This is a genomic window from Thermoclostridium stercorarium subsp. stercorarium DSM 8532 (assembly GCF_000331995.1).
Taxonomy (GTDB): Bacteria; Bacillota; Clostridia; order DSM-8532; family DSM-8532; genus Thermoclostridium; species Thermoclostridium stercorarium.
In genome coordinates this window covers 288,485-306,259 of the sequence record NC_020134.1, presented here as the reverse complement: position 1 = coordinate 306,259, position 17,775 = coordinate 288,485, and the positions used below count along the sequence as shown (strand labels likewise).

At 43.7% G+C, this 17,775-nt stretch carries 14 protein-coding genes; 5 read left to right on the top strand and 9 right to left on the bottom strand.

The window, feature by feature from the left end:
- Positions 1-2: 2 nt before the first annotated feature.
- The 4 genes from CST_RS01300 to fusA form a co-directional block, all read right to left on the bottom strand.
- Positions 3-1,043: a protein arginine kinase gene (locus CST_RS01300; protein WP_015358001.1), complete on the bottom strand. Its 1,041-nt coding sequence runs from the start codon at positions 1,041-1,043 to the stop codon at positions 3-5.
- A 4-nt stretch (positions 1,044-1,047) separates the two neighbouring features.
- Positions 1,048-1,602 (bottom strand): UvrB/UvrC motif-containing protein, encoded by a 555-nt coding sequence (locus tag CST_RS01295; protein ID WP_242823570.1) that lies wholly within the window; start codon positions 1,600-1,602, stop codon positions 1,048-1,050.
- A 31-nt stretch (positions 1,603-1,633) separates the two neighbouring features.
- On the bottom strand, positions 1,634-2,092 hold the full coding sequence (locus CST_RS01290) for a CtsR family transcriptional regulator (protein WP_015357999.1): 459 nt from the start codon (positions 2,090-2,092) through the stop codon (positions 1,634-1,636).
- 274 nt (positions 2,093-2,366) lie between these two features.
- On the bottom strand, positions 2,367-4,448 hold the full coding sequence (fusA, locus tag CST_RS01285) for an elongation factor G (protein ID WP_015357998.1): 2,082 nt from the start codon (positions 4,446-4,448) through the stop codon (positions 2,367-2,369).
- A 421-nt stretch (positions 4,449-4,869) separates the two neighbouring features.
- Between fusA and hisC the strand changes: the two genes are divergently transcribed.
- Complete coding sequence (gene hisC / locus CST_RS01280; protein ID WP_015357997.1) at positions 4,870-5,943, top strand: histidinol-phosphate transaminase; 1,074 nt, start codon at positions 4,870-4,872, stop codon at positions 5,941-5,943.
- Here hisC and ispD read toward each other — a convergent pair.
- Positions 5,914-6,627, bottom strand: a complete 714-nt coding sequence (gene ispD / locus CST_RS01275) for a 2-C-methyl-D-erythritol 4-phosphate cytidylyltransferase (RefSeq protein ID WP_015357996.1) — start codon at positions 6,625-6,627, stop codon at positions 5,914-5,916. The two genes, hisC and ispD, sit on opposite strands and share 30 nt — an antisense overlap.
- Positions 6,628-6,645: 18 nt before the next feature.
- On the bottom strand, positions 6,646-7,731 hold the full coding sequence (locus tag CST_RS01270; RefSeq protein ID WP_242823569.1) for a PIN/TRAM domain-containing protein: 1,086 nt from the start codon (positions 7,729-7,731) through the stop codon (positions 6,646-6,648).
- 513 nt (positions 7,732-8,244) lie between these two features.
- Between CST_RS01270 and CST_RS01265 the strand changes: the two genes are divergently transcribed.
- Entirely contained in the window at positions 8,245-8,652 is a 408-nt protein-coding gene (locus CST_RS01265; protein ID WP_015357993.1) for a hypothetical protein, read from the top strand.
- Positions 8,653-8,664: 12 nt separating this feature from the next.
- Entirely contained in the window at positions 8,665-9,441 is a 777-nt protein-coding gene (locus CST_RS01260; protein ID WP_015357992.1) for a hypothetical protein, read from the top strand.
- 107 nt (positions 9,442-9,548) lie between these two features.
- Here CST_RS01260 and radA read toward each other — a convergent pair whose 3' ends face one another.
- From radA to CST_RS01245, 3 genes are all read right to left on the bottom strand, one after another.
- On the bottom strand, positions 9,549-10,904 hold the full coding sequence (radA, locus tag CST_RS01255; protein WP_015357991.1) for a DNA repair protein RadA: 1,356 nt from the start codon (positions 10,902-10,904) through the stop codon (positions 9,549-9,551).
- 39 nt (positions 10,905-10,943) lie between these two features.
- On the bottom strand, positions 10,944-12,896 hold the full coding sequence (locus CST_RS01250; protein ID WP_015357990.1) for a glycoside hydrolase family 15 protein: 1,953 nt from the start codon (positions 12,894-12,896) through the stop codon (positions 10,944-10,946).
- A gap of 84 nt (positions 12,897-12,980) precedes the next feature.
- Complete coding sequence (locus CST_RS01245) at positions 12,981-14,939, bottom strand: glycoside hydrolase family 127 protein (protein WP_015357989.1); 1,959 nt, start codon at positions 14,937-14,939, stop codon at positions 12,981-12,983.
- A 202-nt stretch (positions 14,940-15,141) separates the two neighbouring features.
- Between CST_RS01245 and CST_RS01240 the strand changes: the two genes are divergently transcribed.
- Entirely contained in the window at positions 15,142-16,404 is a 1,263-nt protein-coding gene (locus CST_RS01240) for a glycosyltransferase family 2 protein (protein WP_015357988.1), read from the top strand.
- Positions 16,405-16,497: 93 nt separating this feature from the next.
- Positions 16,498-17,754 (top strand): methyl-accepting chemotaxis protein, encoded by a 1,257-nt coding sequence (locus tag CST_RS01235; protein ID WP_015357987.1) that lies wholly within the window; start codon positions 16,498-16,500, stop codon positions 17,752-17,754.
- The last annotated feature ends 21 nt before the right edge of the window (positions 17,755-17,775 follow it).

Below are 17,775 nucleotides of genomic sequence, written 5' to 3'. Positions count from 1 at the left end.
CCTCAGTAATTTTTCTGTTTGTTCAACATGTCTCTTACAAGCTTTGCACGAACTATGTCCCGCTCATTCGCATCCAGAATTCTGCCTTCCCTCTTCTGAAGGTTACCCGGCTGTACCATAAGCATCAGTTCGTTAATGTTTTCAATGCTGATACCGTCAATAATACCCATATCAACACCCAGCCTGAGATCCGAAAGTCGCCTTAAACATTCGTCGGTGCTGATAATCCTGGAATTTTTAAGAATTCCGTAAGAGCGGAAAATTTTGTCCTCCAGCTGGTATTTATTCTGAGTAAGAAGATGCTGTCTTAAAGATCTCTCCTGTTCTATGATTTGCGAAGTAATGTTTTTAATACTTAGTAATATATCTTCCTCACTTTTTCCAAGCGTTATTTGGTTCGAAAGCTGGAACATGTTGCCTGAAGCCTCGGTGTTTTCACCGTACATGCCTCTTACTGCCATTCCCAGTTTTCCCAAAGCCTCAAGGACAGGCTTTATATACCCTGTCATTGTGAGCGCCGGCAGATGCATCATTACCGATGCTCTTATAGCCGTTCCGATATTGGTCGGGCAGCTGGTTAAATAACCTATATTCTCGTCCCACGAAAAGTCTATTGATTCAGAAAGTAAATCGTCAATGTTGGTACAGGTCTCCCACGCTTCCGAAAGCTGCAGACCTGTGGCAAGGCACTGAATTCGCAGATGATCCTCCTCGTTAATCATTATTGAAATACGTTCGTCCTTGCTCAGAAGAACACCGCAGATACGGTTGGTCTCCAGAAGTTCCTTGCTTACAATATGTTTTTCAACAAGAACAGCTTTTTCAACGGAATCAAGATTTGTAAAGTCAATATAGCTGAAATTCTCGCTCATTGTCCGGTTTCCGCTGAAAAGGGCGTTTTTGGTTTCCTCTATAATCTGCCTCTGCTGTTCGGGCGTGGTTTTGTGCGGGAAGGGATACTTTTTGAAATTCCTGGCCAGCCTTACCCTGCTGCTTATAATCACGTCCGAATCAGGGCCCTTGTCTATATACCATTTATCCATGCTATCACCCCTCTTTTTTCTGCAGGTTGTTCTCCAGAGCCTTTATCTTGTCACGGATCTGAGCGGCTTTCTCATATTCTTCCCTCTCTATGCATCTCTGAAGCTCTTCTTTCAGGCTGCGCAGATTATATTCATCCCTGACTCTTCCGGATATTTTCTTCGGTATTTTTCCATGATGCTTCACGTTGCCGTGAATTCTCTTAAGCATGATCTGGATACTGTCGCGGAATACATCATAGCATTTTGCGCATCCAAGCAGTCCGGTCCTGTTAAACTCCTCAATTGTCATTCCGCAAAAGCCGCATCTGAGCGTGGTAAACGGTGCGTCTTCAATCTCAGGTTCATCTAATCCCAGCATTGCCGAAAACAGTTTATTGATGTTTATCTTAAGATCGCTGTTTTCTCTTGCGCATTGTTCGCACAGGTACATTTCCACTTTTTGCTGGTTTACTATTCTGGTAAAGTGTACCGTCGCTTCTCTCATTTTGCAAAGCTGGCACAACATCACCCGAACCCTCCCTTCGCATTCAATCCACTCACTATATTTTACCCATTCCATGGTCAATGTACCATAAAACCGTTTCCTTACATTATATTACCAAAGCCATTAGCATATTTTTCAGAATATTTGTTCTCACCTCGTCCCTTAATTCAGGAGAAACACCGGCCAATGCCTTGTCGGACGTGGCGGCCTTCATCAGTTTTGCCTCCTGCTCGTTTATTATCTCATAATCCACAAAATTCTTAATAAATATTTCACAGGTATGCTGGGTGAGTTTATCACCTATCGAAGGTATGATATGCATAAGGTAGTCCCTTGCAGAGTCGGTATTCAGCCTTCTTATCGTGATATACCCTCCACCGCCCCTCCTGCTTTCGACATAATATCCTTTATCGGCAGTAAAACGGGTGGATATGACATAATTTATCTGTGAAGGAACGCAATTAAAACGGCTTGCAAGCTCATTTCTCTGAATCTCCACAACACCGTCCATCGCATCCATCATTTCTTTTATAAAATCTTCTATTAAATCACTTAATCGCGCCATAACATCACCCACTTTATAATCTTTGACTTTCTCTGACTATTATTATACTTTATCAGATCTATTATTTCAAGGGTTTGTGTAGCGTACATGACTCCGTCACCACCGGATCCGTTCTTTCAGGCACCCTGGCACAACCATTACTTAACCGCTGATCCGGAATAAGCGGTATTCCGCATTCTTCATTATTGTCAGACTGCAAAAAGAGCCGCGGCATACAAACTGCCACAGCTCTTTTTTGCAACTTTTTGTATCCTTTCTCTGTATAAAGTTATATTTATCCCTCGGCTTCCCTTTCCTTTTTGGCCTCTTCAATAATCTTTTCGGCCACATTGGCGGGAACTTCCTCATACCTTTCAAACCTCATTGTAAACGTACCTCTGTCCTGAGTTATGGATCTCAAATCTGTAGCATATCCAAACATTTCGGCCTCGGGTACTTCAGCTATAACAAGTTGCATGCCCCCATGATACGGGTTCATACCGAGGATACGCCCTCTGCGCTTGTTTAAATCCCCTATTACATCACCCATATAAGCGTCGGGGACTATAACCTCAACATGGGAAATGGGTTCCAGAAGTACAGGATCTGCCTGGGGGAGTCCTTCCTTATACGCAAGGTTTGCTGCAATTTTAAAAGCCATTTCAGATGAATCCACAGGGTGGTACTTGCCGTCAACCAGCGTTGCTTTTAAGTTTACAACGGGGTAACCTGCAAGCACGCCTTTCTGCATGCTTTCTCTCAGCCCTTTTTCCACAGCGGGGAAGAATTGTTTCGGCACGGCACCTCCGAATATTTTTTCTTCAAACACCAAATCTTCGGTCGGACCGGGTTCAAATTCAATCCACACGTCTGCATACTGGCCGTGGCCTCCGGTCTGTTTCTTGTGCTTGCCTTCAACTTTGACTTTCTTTCGGATGGTTTCGCGATATGCTATCTTGGGTTTGACAAGATCAACCTCAACTTTGAATTTGGTTTTCAGCTTGCTTAAGATTAAATCGAGATGCTGATCGCCTATACCTGAAATGATAGTTTGTTTTGTTTCCTGATTTTGCTCAACCCTGAACGTAGGATCCTCTTCCATAAGACGTGTAAGACCGGCACTGATTTTTTCTTCGTCGCCCTTCGTTTTCGGCTTCACCGCCATCGAAAGCATCGGGGTCGGGAATACGATTTCGGGCAATATCACGGGCTTTTCCTTCGTACACAAAGTGTCATTGGTTCCTGTGACCGTCAGTTTTGCGACCGCTCCTATATCTCCCGTAATCAGACGATTGGTATTAATCTGCTGTTTGCCTTTGAGTATAAACAACTGACCAATTTTTTCCATTTTGTCTTTTTTTACGTTGTAAACCGTGGAATCTGAATTCAGAACACCTGACATGACTTTGACATATGAAATCTTTCCTACGAAGGGGTCAACTATTGTTTTGAAAACTAATGCTGACAGGGTTTCATTTGGCTCTGGAGAAAGCTCTATAATTTCATCACTGTTGGGTTTTTTACCCGTTATTTTTCCTTTTTCACAGAAAGCCGGTATATAATTAACTACTGCATCCAGTAGTGATTTTATTCCGGTTTGATTAACGGCCGAGCCGCAAAATACGGGAGAAATATCCCCTGATTTAATGCCGGCTTGCAAACCTCTCATTATTTCCTCCTCGGTAAAGGTTTCTCCGGCAAAGTATTTTTCAAGAAGTTCCTCATCGCTTTCGGCTACGGCTTCTAAAACATCCTCACGGTATTTCTCAATAATATCCGACATTGAAGAAGGTATTTCTGATTCAACCATGTCGTTGCCTTTAAAGCGATATGCTTTCATTGTCGGGATATTTACAATCCCTGCAAAAACTCCGTTTTCCATAATGGGAATTTCATAGGCGATAACGTTTTTTCCGAATTTCTCCTGCAACTGGTCAAAGACTTTGAAATAGTCTGCATGCTCTTCGTCTATCTTGCTGATAAAAAACATTTTTGAGAGTTTCAGTGATGTGGCTTCATCCCATGCTTTTTCGGTTCCAACCTGAACGCCGTCCTTTGCTGCTACAAGAATGATAACACCGTCCGCTACGCGTATTCCCTGTTTCATTTCACCGACAAAATCAAAATAACCCGGTGTGTCAATAATATTAATTTTATGTCCCTGCCATTCCAAAGGTGCCAGCGCCGTATTGGTGCTTATCTTCCGCTTGATTTCCTCAGGATCATAATCCATAACGGTATTTCCGCTGACAACACTTCCGAACCTGTCGCTTGCCTTTGCTGTGAAAAGCATTGATTCGGCAAGTGTTGTCTTGCCCACCCCTCCATGGCCAAGCAGGCAAACATTGCGTATTTTGTCTACGCTGTACTCCTTCATACCAATTCCCCCTTTATTTTAGCCTGTACCAACAGGCTGGATTTCTATTTCATACAACGGGGAACAAAATACACCCCATTATAATTCCAGGTATGACCGAGGTAAAAAAACAAATCGCTTAAAACTGGCAAACCCTACAAATGTATTATATCAAACTTCACAGTTTATTTATATATAAAACCAAATTTTTTAATAATATTGCAACAAACAGTTTCAAATAAATTCCAGCATTTACTGATAATATATTAAATCAATTTAATTAATTATTCCGGAATTGCCCCATAGTTTTTTGTCGGTAAAATTGTGGTTTGTTTCGTCTTTCACTTGTCTGGCCCTGTTTTTTCAAATAAAATATAATATAATTTTAAATATCATATTTTGCCAGCCGGTCAAAAAACAATTTTTAGAGAGGATGATATATATGTCTTTGCCTTTCAGGGATGTTTTAAAGGATATTGCCCCGTACGTTCCGGGGAAACCCATAAGCGATGTACAGAGAGAATTGGGGCTTACTGAGGTTGTTAAGCTTGCTTCCAATGAAAATCCGTATGGGTTTTCGCCGAAGGTTGACAAAGCACTGAAAGAAGCTTTTTCAGACATTCCTTTGTACCCTGATGGGAATGCAACCGTTCTGAGAGAAAAGCTTGCTGAAAAATACGGTCTGAAGCCCGAACAGTTTGTTTTCGGTGCTGGTTCCAATGAAATCATAACGCTCATAGCACAGATTTTCTTAAATCCTGGCGATGAATCAATATTTGCCTCCCCTTCATTCGTATGGTACGACACCGCCGTAAAGGTTTCGGGCGGGAAATCGGTAATAATTCCGTTAAAGGATTATACCCATGATCTTGAAGCAATGAAAAATGCCATTACCGATAAAACAAGAATTATATGGATATGTAATCCTAACAATCCTACCGGTACGATAGTTACAGCACAGCAACTGAATGACTTTCTGGAAGCGGTGCCCGAAAACGTAGTGGTAGTGCTTGACGAAGCCTATTATGAATATGCAAGGGGGGAGGATTATCCCGAAACGGTGCCTTTGCTTGAAAAATATCCGAATTTAATAATCCTGCGCACCTTCTCAAAAGCATATGGTCTTGCATCGTTAAGAGTTGGTTACGGAATTGCTTCTGCCGAAATTGTTTCTTTCCTTAACCGTATCCGCCCACCGTTCAATGTAAACACTCTTGCCCAGGTGGCAGCCGTTGCCGCGCTCGATGATGAAGATTTTGTCCGGAATACCGTAAATGAAACAAAAAAAGGACTTGAGTTCCTGTACAATGCTTTTGACAGGCTAAACCTCCGTTATGTCAAATCCCGCGCCAATTTCGTATGGGTGGAAACCAAACTGCCCTCGCAGGAATTATTTAAAAAACTTCTTAACAAAGGAGTAATAATCCGTCCGTTTATGGACAACTGGGTCAGAATAACCGTCGGTACACATGAGCAAAACAGAAAATTAATCTCCGCGATGGAGGAAGTTCTTTAACAGGGTTTCGGCAAAGGCCAGATCTTCAATCGTGGTAATTTTTATATTTGTGTAACTGCCCATGACCATACGCACCCGATACCCCAGCCTTTCGGCAAGAACCGAATCGTCGGTACCGCGAAAACCGTCACGGTTTGCCTTTTCATGGGCATCGAAAAGAATCCTCCTGCGGAAGGTCTGAGGTGTCTGTATGGCCCATAATTCCGAACGGTCAGGAGTATATTCCACATTAAGCTCTTTATCAACCTTTTTTATCGTATCCTTAACAGGTACACCCACACAGGCCGCACCGGTTTCAAGCGCAGCCTCCACCGATCGTTGTATGATATCGGTTGTAACCAGAGGTCTCGCACCGTCATGCACCACGACAATATCCGCTGACGGGCATACCAGACGAAGGCCGTTAAAAACCGATGCCTGCCTGTCTTCACCGCCTTCAGCCACGGCGGTTATTTTTTTGAAATCATACGGTTTAAGAACGGAGTTGATAAAAATCTCGTTGTCATTCTTATTAATAACAACGATTATTTCAGAGATGCATTCAGCCCTATCGAAAACTTCTATTGTATGCGCCAGAACGGGTTTTCCGCCAAGCGAAAGGTACTGCTTGTTTATACCGGTCTTCATCCGGCTTCCTTTCCCCGCAGCCAAAATTATTGCCGAAACCTTATATACATTGCTCATAAATATTGCGTTACTCCCTCATTTAGCCATTGACAGATTAGCCGACTTAAATTTTGCAAATATCATTCTTCCTGCCGATGTCTGAAGCACGCTTGTAACTATTACGTCAACTTCACAGCCCTTATATTTGCACGCGCCTTCCACCACAACCATTGTACCGTCTTCCAGGTACCCAACTCCCTGTCCGTTTTCCTTTCCTTCCTTTACAATTTTTACTCTCATTTCTTCACCGGATACCGCAAGCGGCTTCAAAGCACTGGAAAGATCATTGATATTCAGTATTGAAATGCCTGATATTGACGCTACTTTGTTTAAATTATAGTCATTGGTAATAATGCACGCCTTTTCGTCTTTTGCAAACTGCATCAGCCGTCCATCCACGCCTATGGACACATCATACTTTGTTTTAAATATTTTCACAGGAACACGGTTTTCATTTTTCATTAGATTCAGAACATCCAGCCCCCGTCGGCCTTTCGTCCTTATTAGATCATCATGGGAATCAGCCAAGCGTTTCAGTTCTTCAAGCACAAAATCAGGTATAATAAGCTCTCCTTCAATAAACCCTGTACGGCATACATCCAGGATCCTTCCGTCTATAATAACGCTTGTATCGAGAATTTTACGCCTGAAACCCTGCAATTTTTTGTTCTCCAGTATGTTTTCGTTTCTTTTTGACAAGGCAAGAAAAACCCCGAGACTTCCAAACAGAATGTTTGTAATTATTGTAAGCGGAATTCCTATAACCTGAATTTTCATAAATGCAACCGACAAAAGATTTGCAACAATAAGGCCGGCAATCAGCCCACCTGCACAAATCATAAGTTCATACAGTGTAAGGGACATTAAAACTTTTTCTGCCTTTTCCACCGCTATGACCGCAAAACTTACCGTTTTCGCCCCGATTACAAGCATCAGGATACCAAATGCAACAGCAACAATTACAATGACACATATCCCTGAAAACGAGTACGGATTCAATCCCATACTTAAAAAAGCAAAGCGTGTAACTGTATAACCGGTTATTCCCCCAACTATAGCAAATGCATACTTAAGAGATTTCTCCATCATTACAAGACCGACTCCTGACACCCAATTCTCCATTTTTCATGTTTTCTAAATATTTAGTCTCCATGTTTACTGCGTCTGTGTATTCCAAGCTGCCCGTTTGGTTGTTTTGACAGTGTCAGCTGTTCTCGTTCCGGTCACACCTGGCATGTTACTTCAGCACATCCAATCACATACGCTGTTCCTTTTTTACCTCGCAAACGCAAAGTTAACTAAAAAGGGGGACATACAAAACAGGCCAAGCATATAACACAGTCAGGAGAACCATATAAAAGCTTTCCATGCCATTTTAAGATTTAAAGGGCTAATTTTTAGTATACTACAAGGAAGCTCAGTTGTCAAAACACGAAACAGGAAAGATTTTACCGTAAAAACTTCCGATATTGCAATTCATATCCAAGACATCAAATAAAAAAATTATGGCATTTTCTGTTTCATTTTGCGATGAAAATACCAATTAGCCTGGTTTATTTTGTTTGACAAATGAACTGGAAAAAATTTATAATAATTTTGAAGTTCTATGTTGCGGGGAAAAGAGGTGCGCGAGATATGACCAGGCTTGAAAACACCTTGCTTGACGAATTCCAGTATACCTCACAGGATCTTCTTATCCGAAACAAAAGCATTCTCGATTCAATGACAAAAATGATCGAGTCATCTGCAAAAATTTCCAGAACCCTGGTAAAAGCGGTAACACAATGCGGCTGCATAAAGATAAACGGTGAAAAACAGGAAATACCCGAGCATGCCGACTCTCTCGAAGAAATACAGGCTCATATGAAAACCCATCTGACAGGTTCTCTGTGTGAGAATTGCCGCGATCTTCTGGAAAAAGACATCGGCAGAAACCTCTTTTACCTTGCCGCTATGTGTAATATACTTGATTTGAATTTATATGATATAATTTTAAAGGAATTAAAGAGATTAAAACTTTTGGGAAAATACAGTCTGCGATGATGTGAGGATGATATGATGACTGAAAATTCGGTTACAAAATTGTTTTTGCTTACCCCCGCGGCGGGAAAAAGGCTTATTGCGAAAGCCTTTGTTCAAATTCCTGAAATAAAAAAGGCTTTAAAGGAACATACGGTTGTAATTATCGCAGGGACAACAAACGGCTATATAGCCCGGGAACTTCTGGAGCATACCGGTATTGCCGGTGACTTTTCGGCAAAAGGTTTTTACCGCGGTATTACTTTACCTCCGGGATATAAAAATGAGGGGCAGAAGCCTGAATTTCCCGGCGACGTGATAATTGAAAAAGGAGTTTATGTCAGGGGTAAGACTATTTTCGATGTCGCTGATAACCTTGATAAGGGCGACATAATTGTCAAAGGCGCAAATGCGGTTGATCTTGCCAAAAGAAAAGCAGGAGTGCTTATAGGTCACCCGAAAGGCGGAACGATACAGGCGGCATTATCCGCAGTTATAGGTAAAAGAGCAGTCCTGTATATACCCGTGGGTCTTGAAAAGAGAGTATGCGGTGATATTGACGAACTGGCGGAAATCATGAATTCACCCAACGCCGAGGGACCAAGGCTCATGCCCGTATCCGGAAACATCGTTACCGAGCTGGATGCAATTGAGATATTGACAGGCGCCCGCGCCAGACTGGCAGCGGCGGGTGGAATATGCGGAGCCGAGGGAAGCTGTTATATCGCCGTCTCAGGTACCGAAGAGCAGGTGTCCAAGGCTTCGGAAATAATTGAATCTGTCAAATATGAGCCAATGTTTTCGATAAATTAAAATACTGTCCAAAAGGTCCGTGCTATGGCCTTATAGCCGGAATTACCGGTCAGTAACGGGGACTAAAAAGCCGCCGGAGAGGTATGAACCTTGTCCGGCGGCTTTTTTCAGAACAGGTACGCCAGCGCTTCCTCCACCGTACCAGCAAAAATAATTTCTATTCCGTCTATATTCTCCAATGCGCTGCTTTTATTTCCCGACGGAACAAGGCATTTTCTGAACCCGAGCCGTTTTGCCTCCATTATTCTTTTGTCCGCCTGGTTCACAGGCCTTACTTCCCCTGTCAGCCCGACTTCTCCAACCACGACAATATCGGGATCCACAGGCTGATTTTTAAAGCTTCCCGCGATGCTTGCAACAACACCCAGATCACATGCCGGTTCGTCAATATGTATCCCCCCCACCACATTGACATAGGCATCATGATTATACAGCGGCATTCCTATTCTCTTTTCCAGAACGGCCATCAGCATTGTCATTCTGTTATAGTCTATTCCGGTGGCCATACGCCTGGCGATCCCGAAAACGGTCGGGGTTACCAGCGCCTGTATTTCAAGCAGCATAGGCCTTGTCCCTTCAAGGCTCGCGACAATAACCGAACCGGGCTGATCCTTCGCACGGCTGTCGAGAAACAACCCCGAAGGATTATTCACTTCTTTCAGGCCATATTGCGTCATTTCAAACAAACCTATTTCATTCGTGGAGCCGAAACGGTTTTTCACGGCCCTGAGAATCCTGTAGTTCTGATGCCTTTCCCCTTCAAAGTATAAAACGGTGTCAACCATGTGTTCCAGTACCCTTGGTCCTGCTATTGCACCTTCCTTTGTAACATGCCCGACAATAAAAACGGTTACGCCCCTGCCCTTGGCAATCCGCATCAGTTGTCCGGTTACTTCCCTCACCTGGCTTACACTTCCCGGCGCCGAAGAAAGCAGCTCACTGTAAACGGTCTGGATTGAATCAAGAATAACCACGTGCGGATTTATTTCTTCAATTAATTTGCTTATATTCTCGAAACACGTTTCGGTAACCATGAGGATATTTTCGCTGTTGACCGAAAGCCTCTCCGCCCTGATTTTTATCTGTTTCACCGATTCCTCACCCGAAACGTACAGTATTTTCATACCCGAATTCCGGGAGAGTACTCCGCATACCTGCAGCAGCAGTGTGGACTTTCCTATGCCCGGATCCCCGCCTACAAGCACAAGGGAACCGTCAACAATTCCGCCGCCCAGTACCCTGTCCAGTTCCTGCATTCCTGTGGTAATTCTCCGTTCGGTTTCCCACGATATTTCGGTAAGGGGTATTGCTTTCGGCAAAGCTCTTTCAACCGAATTTCCCTTAGTTTCGGATTCGGGCTCCTCCAAAAAAGTGTTCCACTGCAGACACGAAGGGCATCTGCCCAGCCATTTCCGCGTTTCATAGCCGCATTCCGAACAGACAAATTTCGTTTTTGATTTCACAAATACAAAACCACCTTTTCGTTATTATTCTTTATTTATTTAACCCCTCTGCATGTCCCCTATTCCGCCTTTTTCCGCAAGTTCCTTCAGCACAAGCACAAACATGGCATGGGACCATGTAAGGGGTATAACCCAGCACGGTTTTCCGTCGTTTTTCCCGGCCTGTTCGGGAAGAAATCCCAGCGGAGTTGCGCATTCCACACTCCAGTGAAAATACTCTCTCGCCTTTTCGATATTTCCCGCTCTTATGTGGTACATTGCCAGCCACAGAGTTGCAACAACCCACGGGTTTCCCCCGGCATAACCGTCTTCCTGATACCGGTAGATTCCTCCGGCCTTTTCGCAGTAAAGAAGTTTTTCCACCTTTTCGGCGGTATTGCGCATCACCGGGTGCCTCGGTTCATAAATTCCGAACGGAACCGCCGCTCCCAAAAGGCTTATGTCCATTTTGCCGTCAAATGCTGACACTTCCCTCGTGTATCCTTTCGGATTTACGGTGATAATCACCGTATCGGCACACGGCTCGCTTCCCCATGGATTCAGCTTTGTGCGTATACTTCTCAGAAAAATGCCCTTTGCGTTATCCACCAAATTTCTTTCAAGGGCTTTTTTTATATTATCAGCAATACTTCGCCATTGATCAATTGTTTTTTTGGATACACCGAGGGTTTCGGCGATATTTGCCGCCGCCCGGAATCCTGCAATAACCGCCGCAGTGGAATAGGTATGTTCTCCCATCCGTTCTTCCCATATGTCAAAGCTGGGCAAAGGCAATCCGGTATCACCGTCGATGAAGTTTTCAAGAAATTCGCAGGCCTTTAAAACCGCCGGCCATACCTTTTCGAGAAAACTCACGTTTTTTACATGCAGGAAATGATTCCACATGCCGAAAAGTATTGAACCGGTTTCGTCTATCTGCAGTCCCCAGGACGGGGCCACATTTCCGTTTATATGATACCTCTGATGCCAGAAACCCTCTTTGTCCTGAACCCTTACCGACCATTCATAAAATTTTTCTGAAAGGCTGCAGAGCCCTGCCTCGTTCAGCGCGCTTGTAATGAATGCCCCGTCCCTCACCCAGCAATAGGCGTACCTTCCGCATCGGGTAAAATTTTCATCTATTTCGGGTGATGCGAGGATTGCACCGGTATTCCTGTCGGTCATCAATCTGAACAGAAGAAGGGATCTTAAGTAAATACGATCCACAGTCCCATTGCCGGTTTTCAAAACTCTGCATTTACTCAAATAATCTGTCCAGTATTCCTTTGTGGTATTGAAAAGACTGGTATACCCGACCGATTTAATCTTCCGTGTCAACTCCTTCAACGAATTCATGTTACGGGAAAAGATCATATACAGTGTAATATTTCTCTCACAACCCGGTTCAACATAACCCAAATCCCATAACAATGCACCGTCAGGAGACATGCCTATGCTGTCCGTACCGTCAAGTCTTCCTTCCCATACCGCACGGAACGGATCATTTCCTATCTGAAACTCTTTTACACCGGCATCCGAAACAATGGCCCAATAGTTGTCATGTCTGTAATGGACAAGGGCATCCAGTCCAAAATCAAACAGTGTACAGCCCATGTCGAGTGTATGGGACGTAACACGGGACGCAACACCGACACCCAGGTGAATTCCGTTTCGACCGATATTTTTAATGCTATACCTTCGCACAAGCACATCATCACACGGAACACAAAAATCGGTCTGTACCACTTCGAGGGAAAGGCTTTTTATTCTGGCGACGGTCTTAAGAATGTTCGTACCTTCGATATAAGCCTGGGAATATTCATAATCCCCTTCACTGAACCAAACCGTGCTGTTCGGAACATTTCTGTCGAAAAAGCCCGTAAGTAATTTTTCAATATGCTGCGGGAAATCTATCTCAGGCCAGTACAGCCTTATCAGCTCGCCTGTTTCTGAAACGCATCCGAGCATACTGCCGTTCCCTATTACCGCATTGTTTATATACGGTTTACCCATATTACCCTCCGAAAAAATTATACCGGCTGAATTTATAATTCCAATGAATTAAATTAAAATGCTCTTCAGTCCGTTTATCTTCGGTCAGCAGAAAGCAACAGGCAACCATATTTTCATCTCGCCAAATCCCCTGTTATCCCATGCAAAATACGGAACAAGGCGGATATGTATCCGTTTCAGGCCTTTGAATTTCAGCGTCCGGTATAATTTACCGGAATCATCCCCGTCTCTTTTTATCTTTAATGCCTCTCCTTCCAGAGCAATAATCTTCCTGCCCGTAATTTCATATTCAACAGGCGTAAAATCACTGTTAATCCCTATCATCAAATCATCAAGGGTTTCAAGCTCGGTGTCATGCGACTCGATACAATACACAACAGGCCCTCTTTCAACCGCAACCTGGTTTATGTCGGTTTCTACAAGAGGATGGGCAATGGTTAACCGTACAGGCATGTCGAACCGGACAGTAACATTTGTTTCCGAAGGCTTTTCAACATTCAAAGTGTAATACGTTGAAGAATCCTGTACCGAAATTTCCTTAATAACACGGCCGTTGACCGATATATGCCCACTTTCAGCCCAATCGGGTATGCGTATGTTGAGTTTGAATCCTTTACCATTTGTATCCCTAAAGGAAAAACAAATATTTCCGTCGAAAGGATACTGAGTTTTCTGGGCCACGGTAAATGAGGCGCCGTTTCTGAGCCTGATCCTTGCTTCATTTTCCCCGTACATTCCAAGCCACACCGTGTCGTCTGACAAGCAATACGCGTATTCCGAAGTTTCCGCCAGAAGCCTGGCCAGATTCGGAGGGCAGCAGAAACTGGATATATATTCTTTTCTCTCCAGAGGCCAGCACAGTTCAAAAGGGAGTTTTCGGGCCCTTCTCAGCATATTCTCATAGAAAAACTTCCGGCCGTCAAGGCTTATCGCAGCAAGGTTCACATTAAGCATTGTTTTTTCAATTACGTCGAAATAATGGGCTTTTGGTTCAACTGTAAACATTCTGTACGCCCACAATACACTGCCAACCGACGCACAGGTTTCATTATAGGCCGTGAGATTCGGCAGCTGATATTCATGCCCGTATGCCTGATGCACCTTTTGGTCAATCCAGAAGTTTCCGTACGGGGACACTCCGTTATAAAGCGCGCCGCAGCCACCGGTGATATATATTTTATGTTCAACAAGGTCTTTCCACACCCTGTGCAGCACGTCAAGGTATTCGCTGTCTCCGGTTTCGGCATATAAATCCGACACTCCTGCATACAGGTAATTTGAACGCACAGCGTGCCCCACTATTTTTTCATGTTTCTTAAGGGGTATTCTGTCCTGATTGTCATCAGTGCCGTTCTTCACTGAATCCCTTAAATTTATTGCCAGCCGGGCAAGATCAAGAAAGCGTTTATTGCCTGTTGTGCGGTACATTTCAACCAGACCCATATAATGAGAAGGGCAAACTGCGGTTTTGACCTCTCCCGTTCCGGCTGCTTCCTGATACGTTTTTTCCAGATACTCGGCGGCTTTAACGGCAACATTCAGTAAATTGTCCAGTCCGGTTAGGCGTTTATGAATACACGCGGTGGTAAACAAATGTCCGAAATTATACACTTCAAAATTGTTAATGTCCCCGAGACGGGTTATATTTTCGCCTTTTATCTCCCCTATTATCTGTTTTGTAGAAATATACCCGTCATCAAGCTGGGCACGGCTTATCAGATCGATATATTCATCGATTTCCCTCAGCAGTTTTCCGTCATTGTTTTTACATGCCACATAAATCGCCGCTTCCATCCATTTGTAAAAATCACCGTCACCAAAAGGTGTTCCGTGGAAACTTCCGTCAATTTCCCGGGCTGCAATCCTGAAGTTCTCCACAACATGACTGATATCCCTGTCTTCAAACATTTGCCTTATATGCGGTACTGTATTTTCAGCACATGTTTTAAATACCTCCGCCCATATGCCGCCGGTCCAGTTAACCGCATCCCACGGCAACGAATAGGTTTTTGCATAGGGTGATTTTTCCGTGTTGGTTAACATGTTACACCTCTCGCACGCTTTTATCAGAAATTTTATCGGGCAATTTCTCCCTCATATTGACCCGGTTCGGCCCTTTCCGTCGGTCGGGCTAATATTTTTGCTTTATTCCATTTACGATTTTTACCTTTGTTTTACCAATCATAATTTTGATGCTTATGTAGAAAATATGTCTGTAGACATATAAAAAACTTACGGAGGAAATATGGGTATCTACATCCATTTATTTTTGTTTTCCTTTTCATTTGTTATTCAGCTTATTGTGTTTTTATTAAGCACATATTACCTGGTTATAACAATTGCCGGATGGCTGCCTTTCCCTGAAGAGAACACGGGGAAAAACGGGGACTTCCGCTATCACCGGTTTGCTTTGGTTATTCCGGCCCATAACGAGGAAAAAGTTATAGGAAGCATTGTGAAAAGCCTTAACAGGCAGCAGTACCCAAAAGAATTATTTGACATTTTCGTAATTTGCGACAATTGCACGGATAATACCGAACATGAGGCAAAAAAAGCCGGGGCAATGGTACTTGTGCGCACAAACCATACCGAAAAAGGCAAGGGCTTTGCCCTGGAATGGGCTTTTGCAAGACTGTTTTCGTTAAACAGGCAGTATGACGCCGTCTGCGTTTTTGACGCCGATAACGTGGTATCCCGCAATTACCTGAATGAAATGAACAAAATGCTGAATGCCGGGCACGAAGTAATCCAGGGATATATCGACAGCAAAAATCCGTTTGATTCCTGGATTTCCCTTTCCTATTCCATTGCCTTCTGGCTTTCAAACAGAATATTCCAGCAGACAAGGCATAATCTGGGCCTGTCCTGCGGCTTGTGCGGTACAGGCTTTTGCATCCGTACATCGGTCCTTAAGGAAATAGGTTGGGGCGTCACCTGTCTTACCGAAGACCTGGAATTTACAATGAAACTTATTATGAACAACAAAAAAGTGGCATTCTGCAATAAGGCAGTGGTTTATGATGAAAAACCCCTGACATTTTTTCAGTCATGGAAACAGAGGAAGCGATGGATGCAGGGGCATACCGACTGTGCCAAAAGGTATCTGCTGAAGCTTTTAAAAAAAACCTTTACCGAAGGAAGCCTGGCTGCTCTGGACGGCAGTATATACCTCCTCCAGCCAATCCATTTTATCTGCTTCGGGCTGGCGGTATTAATAACGTGGTCAAAAACGGTGTTCCCGTCCTTACCGTTCTACATAGTAGGTTATTCCTTTCCGGCATGGTTCTGGTCCCTGATTGTTTTAATTCAGATATTATTCGGGCCTCTTGTGGTCATGCATGAAAAAAAATGGGATTACAAAATTCTTATTGGCTTTCTCGCATATCCGTTTTACTGCCTTACATGGCTGCCTGTAACAATCGCGGGAATTAAGGATTCCGGAAAAAAGGAATGGGCCCATACCGTCCATACAAGAAATATAACAATTGAAGACATTGAAAAATCGTAACTCTTTTTTGCCCTTCTGCCACTTTCCCCTGTTATTTTACAGGACTCTTCTGCCGAAAATATTATTAGAAATGATAACTGTGGGAGGATACATATGGAAAACGGCAGGGAGAATAAAATCGGTATGAACCAGGTGGCAATAATAGCTGCCACGGTAATTGGTTTTGGTATCGGAATTTTTTTCAGCATCAAAACCAAAGAAATTCTGATATTTATCGTAGTCGGCCTGTTTGCTTTGGTTGAAGCCATTTTTGTAAGGTTGGCCTTTGAACTTGAATTGAAAAAACTTGCAGACAGGTTTGCCGCGGAAATGGATAAGGTAAAAGACGGGGATTTTTCAGTCATGCTGACCTCCAAAGACTACGGCATTCTCGGTCCTGTCGCGGCAACAGTAAACACGGTACTCAGCGATATCCGGAACCTGATAGACGGATTTTTTCAGCTGGCACTTTCTATCAGAAGTGCATCCTATACTGTTAATACCGTTTCAAAAAACGCCACCGAAGCAGTTCAGCTGATATCCCAGACCAGCAACGAAATAGCCAAAGGAGCGTCAAGCCAGGCTGAAGAAGCTCAGAACGGAGTTCTTGCAGTGGAAAAACTGGCAGATCAGATAAATTCAGTTTATAACAGTTCCAATGAAATAATAGTTGAAACCGATAAAATCACCCAGGTCAACACCGCCGGCGTAAAAGCCGTTCAGTCACTCAAGGAAAAATCCGAAAAGAATTTTGAAGCCACAGAAAAGATTTTCTCGGTTTTCGAAAAATTCCTCAGGATTGTCCAGCAAATCACTTCATTCACCGAATCCATAGAAAACATAACCGAACAGACCAACCTTCTTGCGTTGAATGCGGCGATCGAAGCGGCGCGGGCCGGAGAAGCAGGGCTCGGGTTTGCGGTCGTTGCCGATGAAGTCAGGAAGCTTGCCGATCAGAGCAGGCAGTCAAACCTTGAAATTGCAAACCTTGTTGAAAGCATCGGTGAAGAAACCAAAGTCGCCATTGAGGTTCTCGAGGATTTAAGAAAAACATCGGAAGAACAAATACTGTCGGTTGAGCAAACAAGGCAGGCTTTCAAAGACATAGCCGACGCCATCTATGCCATAGTGGGCAAGTTTAGAAGCGTTAACGAATCTGTGAACAAAATGCAGGATGACAAGGACGAAGTTATACAGGCCATTGAACATATTTCATCCGTATCCCAGGAGACGGCTGCGGCAAGCGAGGAAATGTCGGCCACTACCGATTCCCAGATGAAAGCCTTTGACGAACTGCTTGAAACCTCGAAGAATCTTGAACGGCTCGTATTTGATCTTGACGAAAGGCTGAAGAGATATAAAATCCGGTGATATGTAAAAGGTGCTGGGCGA

Bases quoted from the DNA above. Each gene is read 5' to 3' on its own strand.
- CST_RS01270 (WP_242823569.1), bottom strand. From the start codon at position 7,731: ATGGAGAATTGGGTGTCAGGAGTCGGTCTTGTAATGATGGAGAAATCT.
- CST_RS01295 (WP_242823570.1), bottom strand. From the start codon at position 1,602: ATGGAATGGGTAAAATATAGTGAGTGGATTGAATGCGAAGGGAGGGTT.
- CST_RS01290 (WP_015357999.1), bottom strand. From the start codon at position 2,092: ATGGCGCGATTAAGTGATTTAATAGAAGATTTTATAAAAGAAATGATG.
- CST_RS01240 (WP_015357988.1), top strand. From the start codon at position 15,142: ATGGGTATCTACATCCATTTATTTTTGTTTTCCTTTTCATTTGTTATT.
- ispD (WP_015357996.1), bottom strand. From the start codon at position 6,627: ATGAGCAATGTATATAAGGTTTCGGCAATAATTTTGGCTGCGGGGAAA.
- CST_RS01260 (WP_015357992.1), top strand. From the start codon at position 8,665: ATGATGACTGAAAATTCGGTTACAAAATTGTTTTTGCTTACCCCCGCG.
- CST_RS01250 (WP_015357990.1), bottom strand. From the start codon at position 12,896: ATGGGTAAACCGTATATAAACAATGCGGTAATAGGGAACGGCAGTATG.
- CST_RS01235 (WP_015357987.1), top strand. From the start codon at position 16,498: ATGGAAAACGGCAGGGAGAATAAAATCGGTATGAACCAGGTGGCAATA.
- CST_RS01265 (WP_015357993.1), top strand. From the start codon at position 8,245: ATGACCAGGCTTGAAAACACCTTGCTTGACGAATTCCAGTATACCTCA.
- fusA (WP_015357998.1), bottom strand. From the start codon at position 4,448: ATGAAGGAGTACAGCGTAGACAAAATACGCAATGTTTGCCTGCTTGGC.
- CST_RS01300 (WP_015358001.1), bottom strand. From the start codon at position 1,043: ATGGATAAATGGTATATAGACAAGGGCCCTGATTCGGACGTGATTATA.
- hisC (WP_015357997.1), top strand. From the start codon at position 4,870: ATGTCTTTGCCTTTCAGGGATGTTTTAAAGGATATTGCCCCGTACGTT.
- CST_RS01245 (WP_015357989.1), bottom strand. From the start codon at position 14,939: ATGTTAACCAACACGGAAAAATCACCCTATGCAAAAACCTATTCGTTG.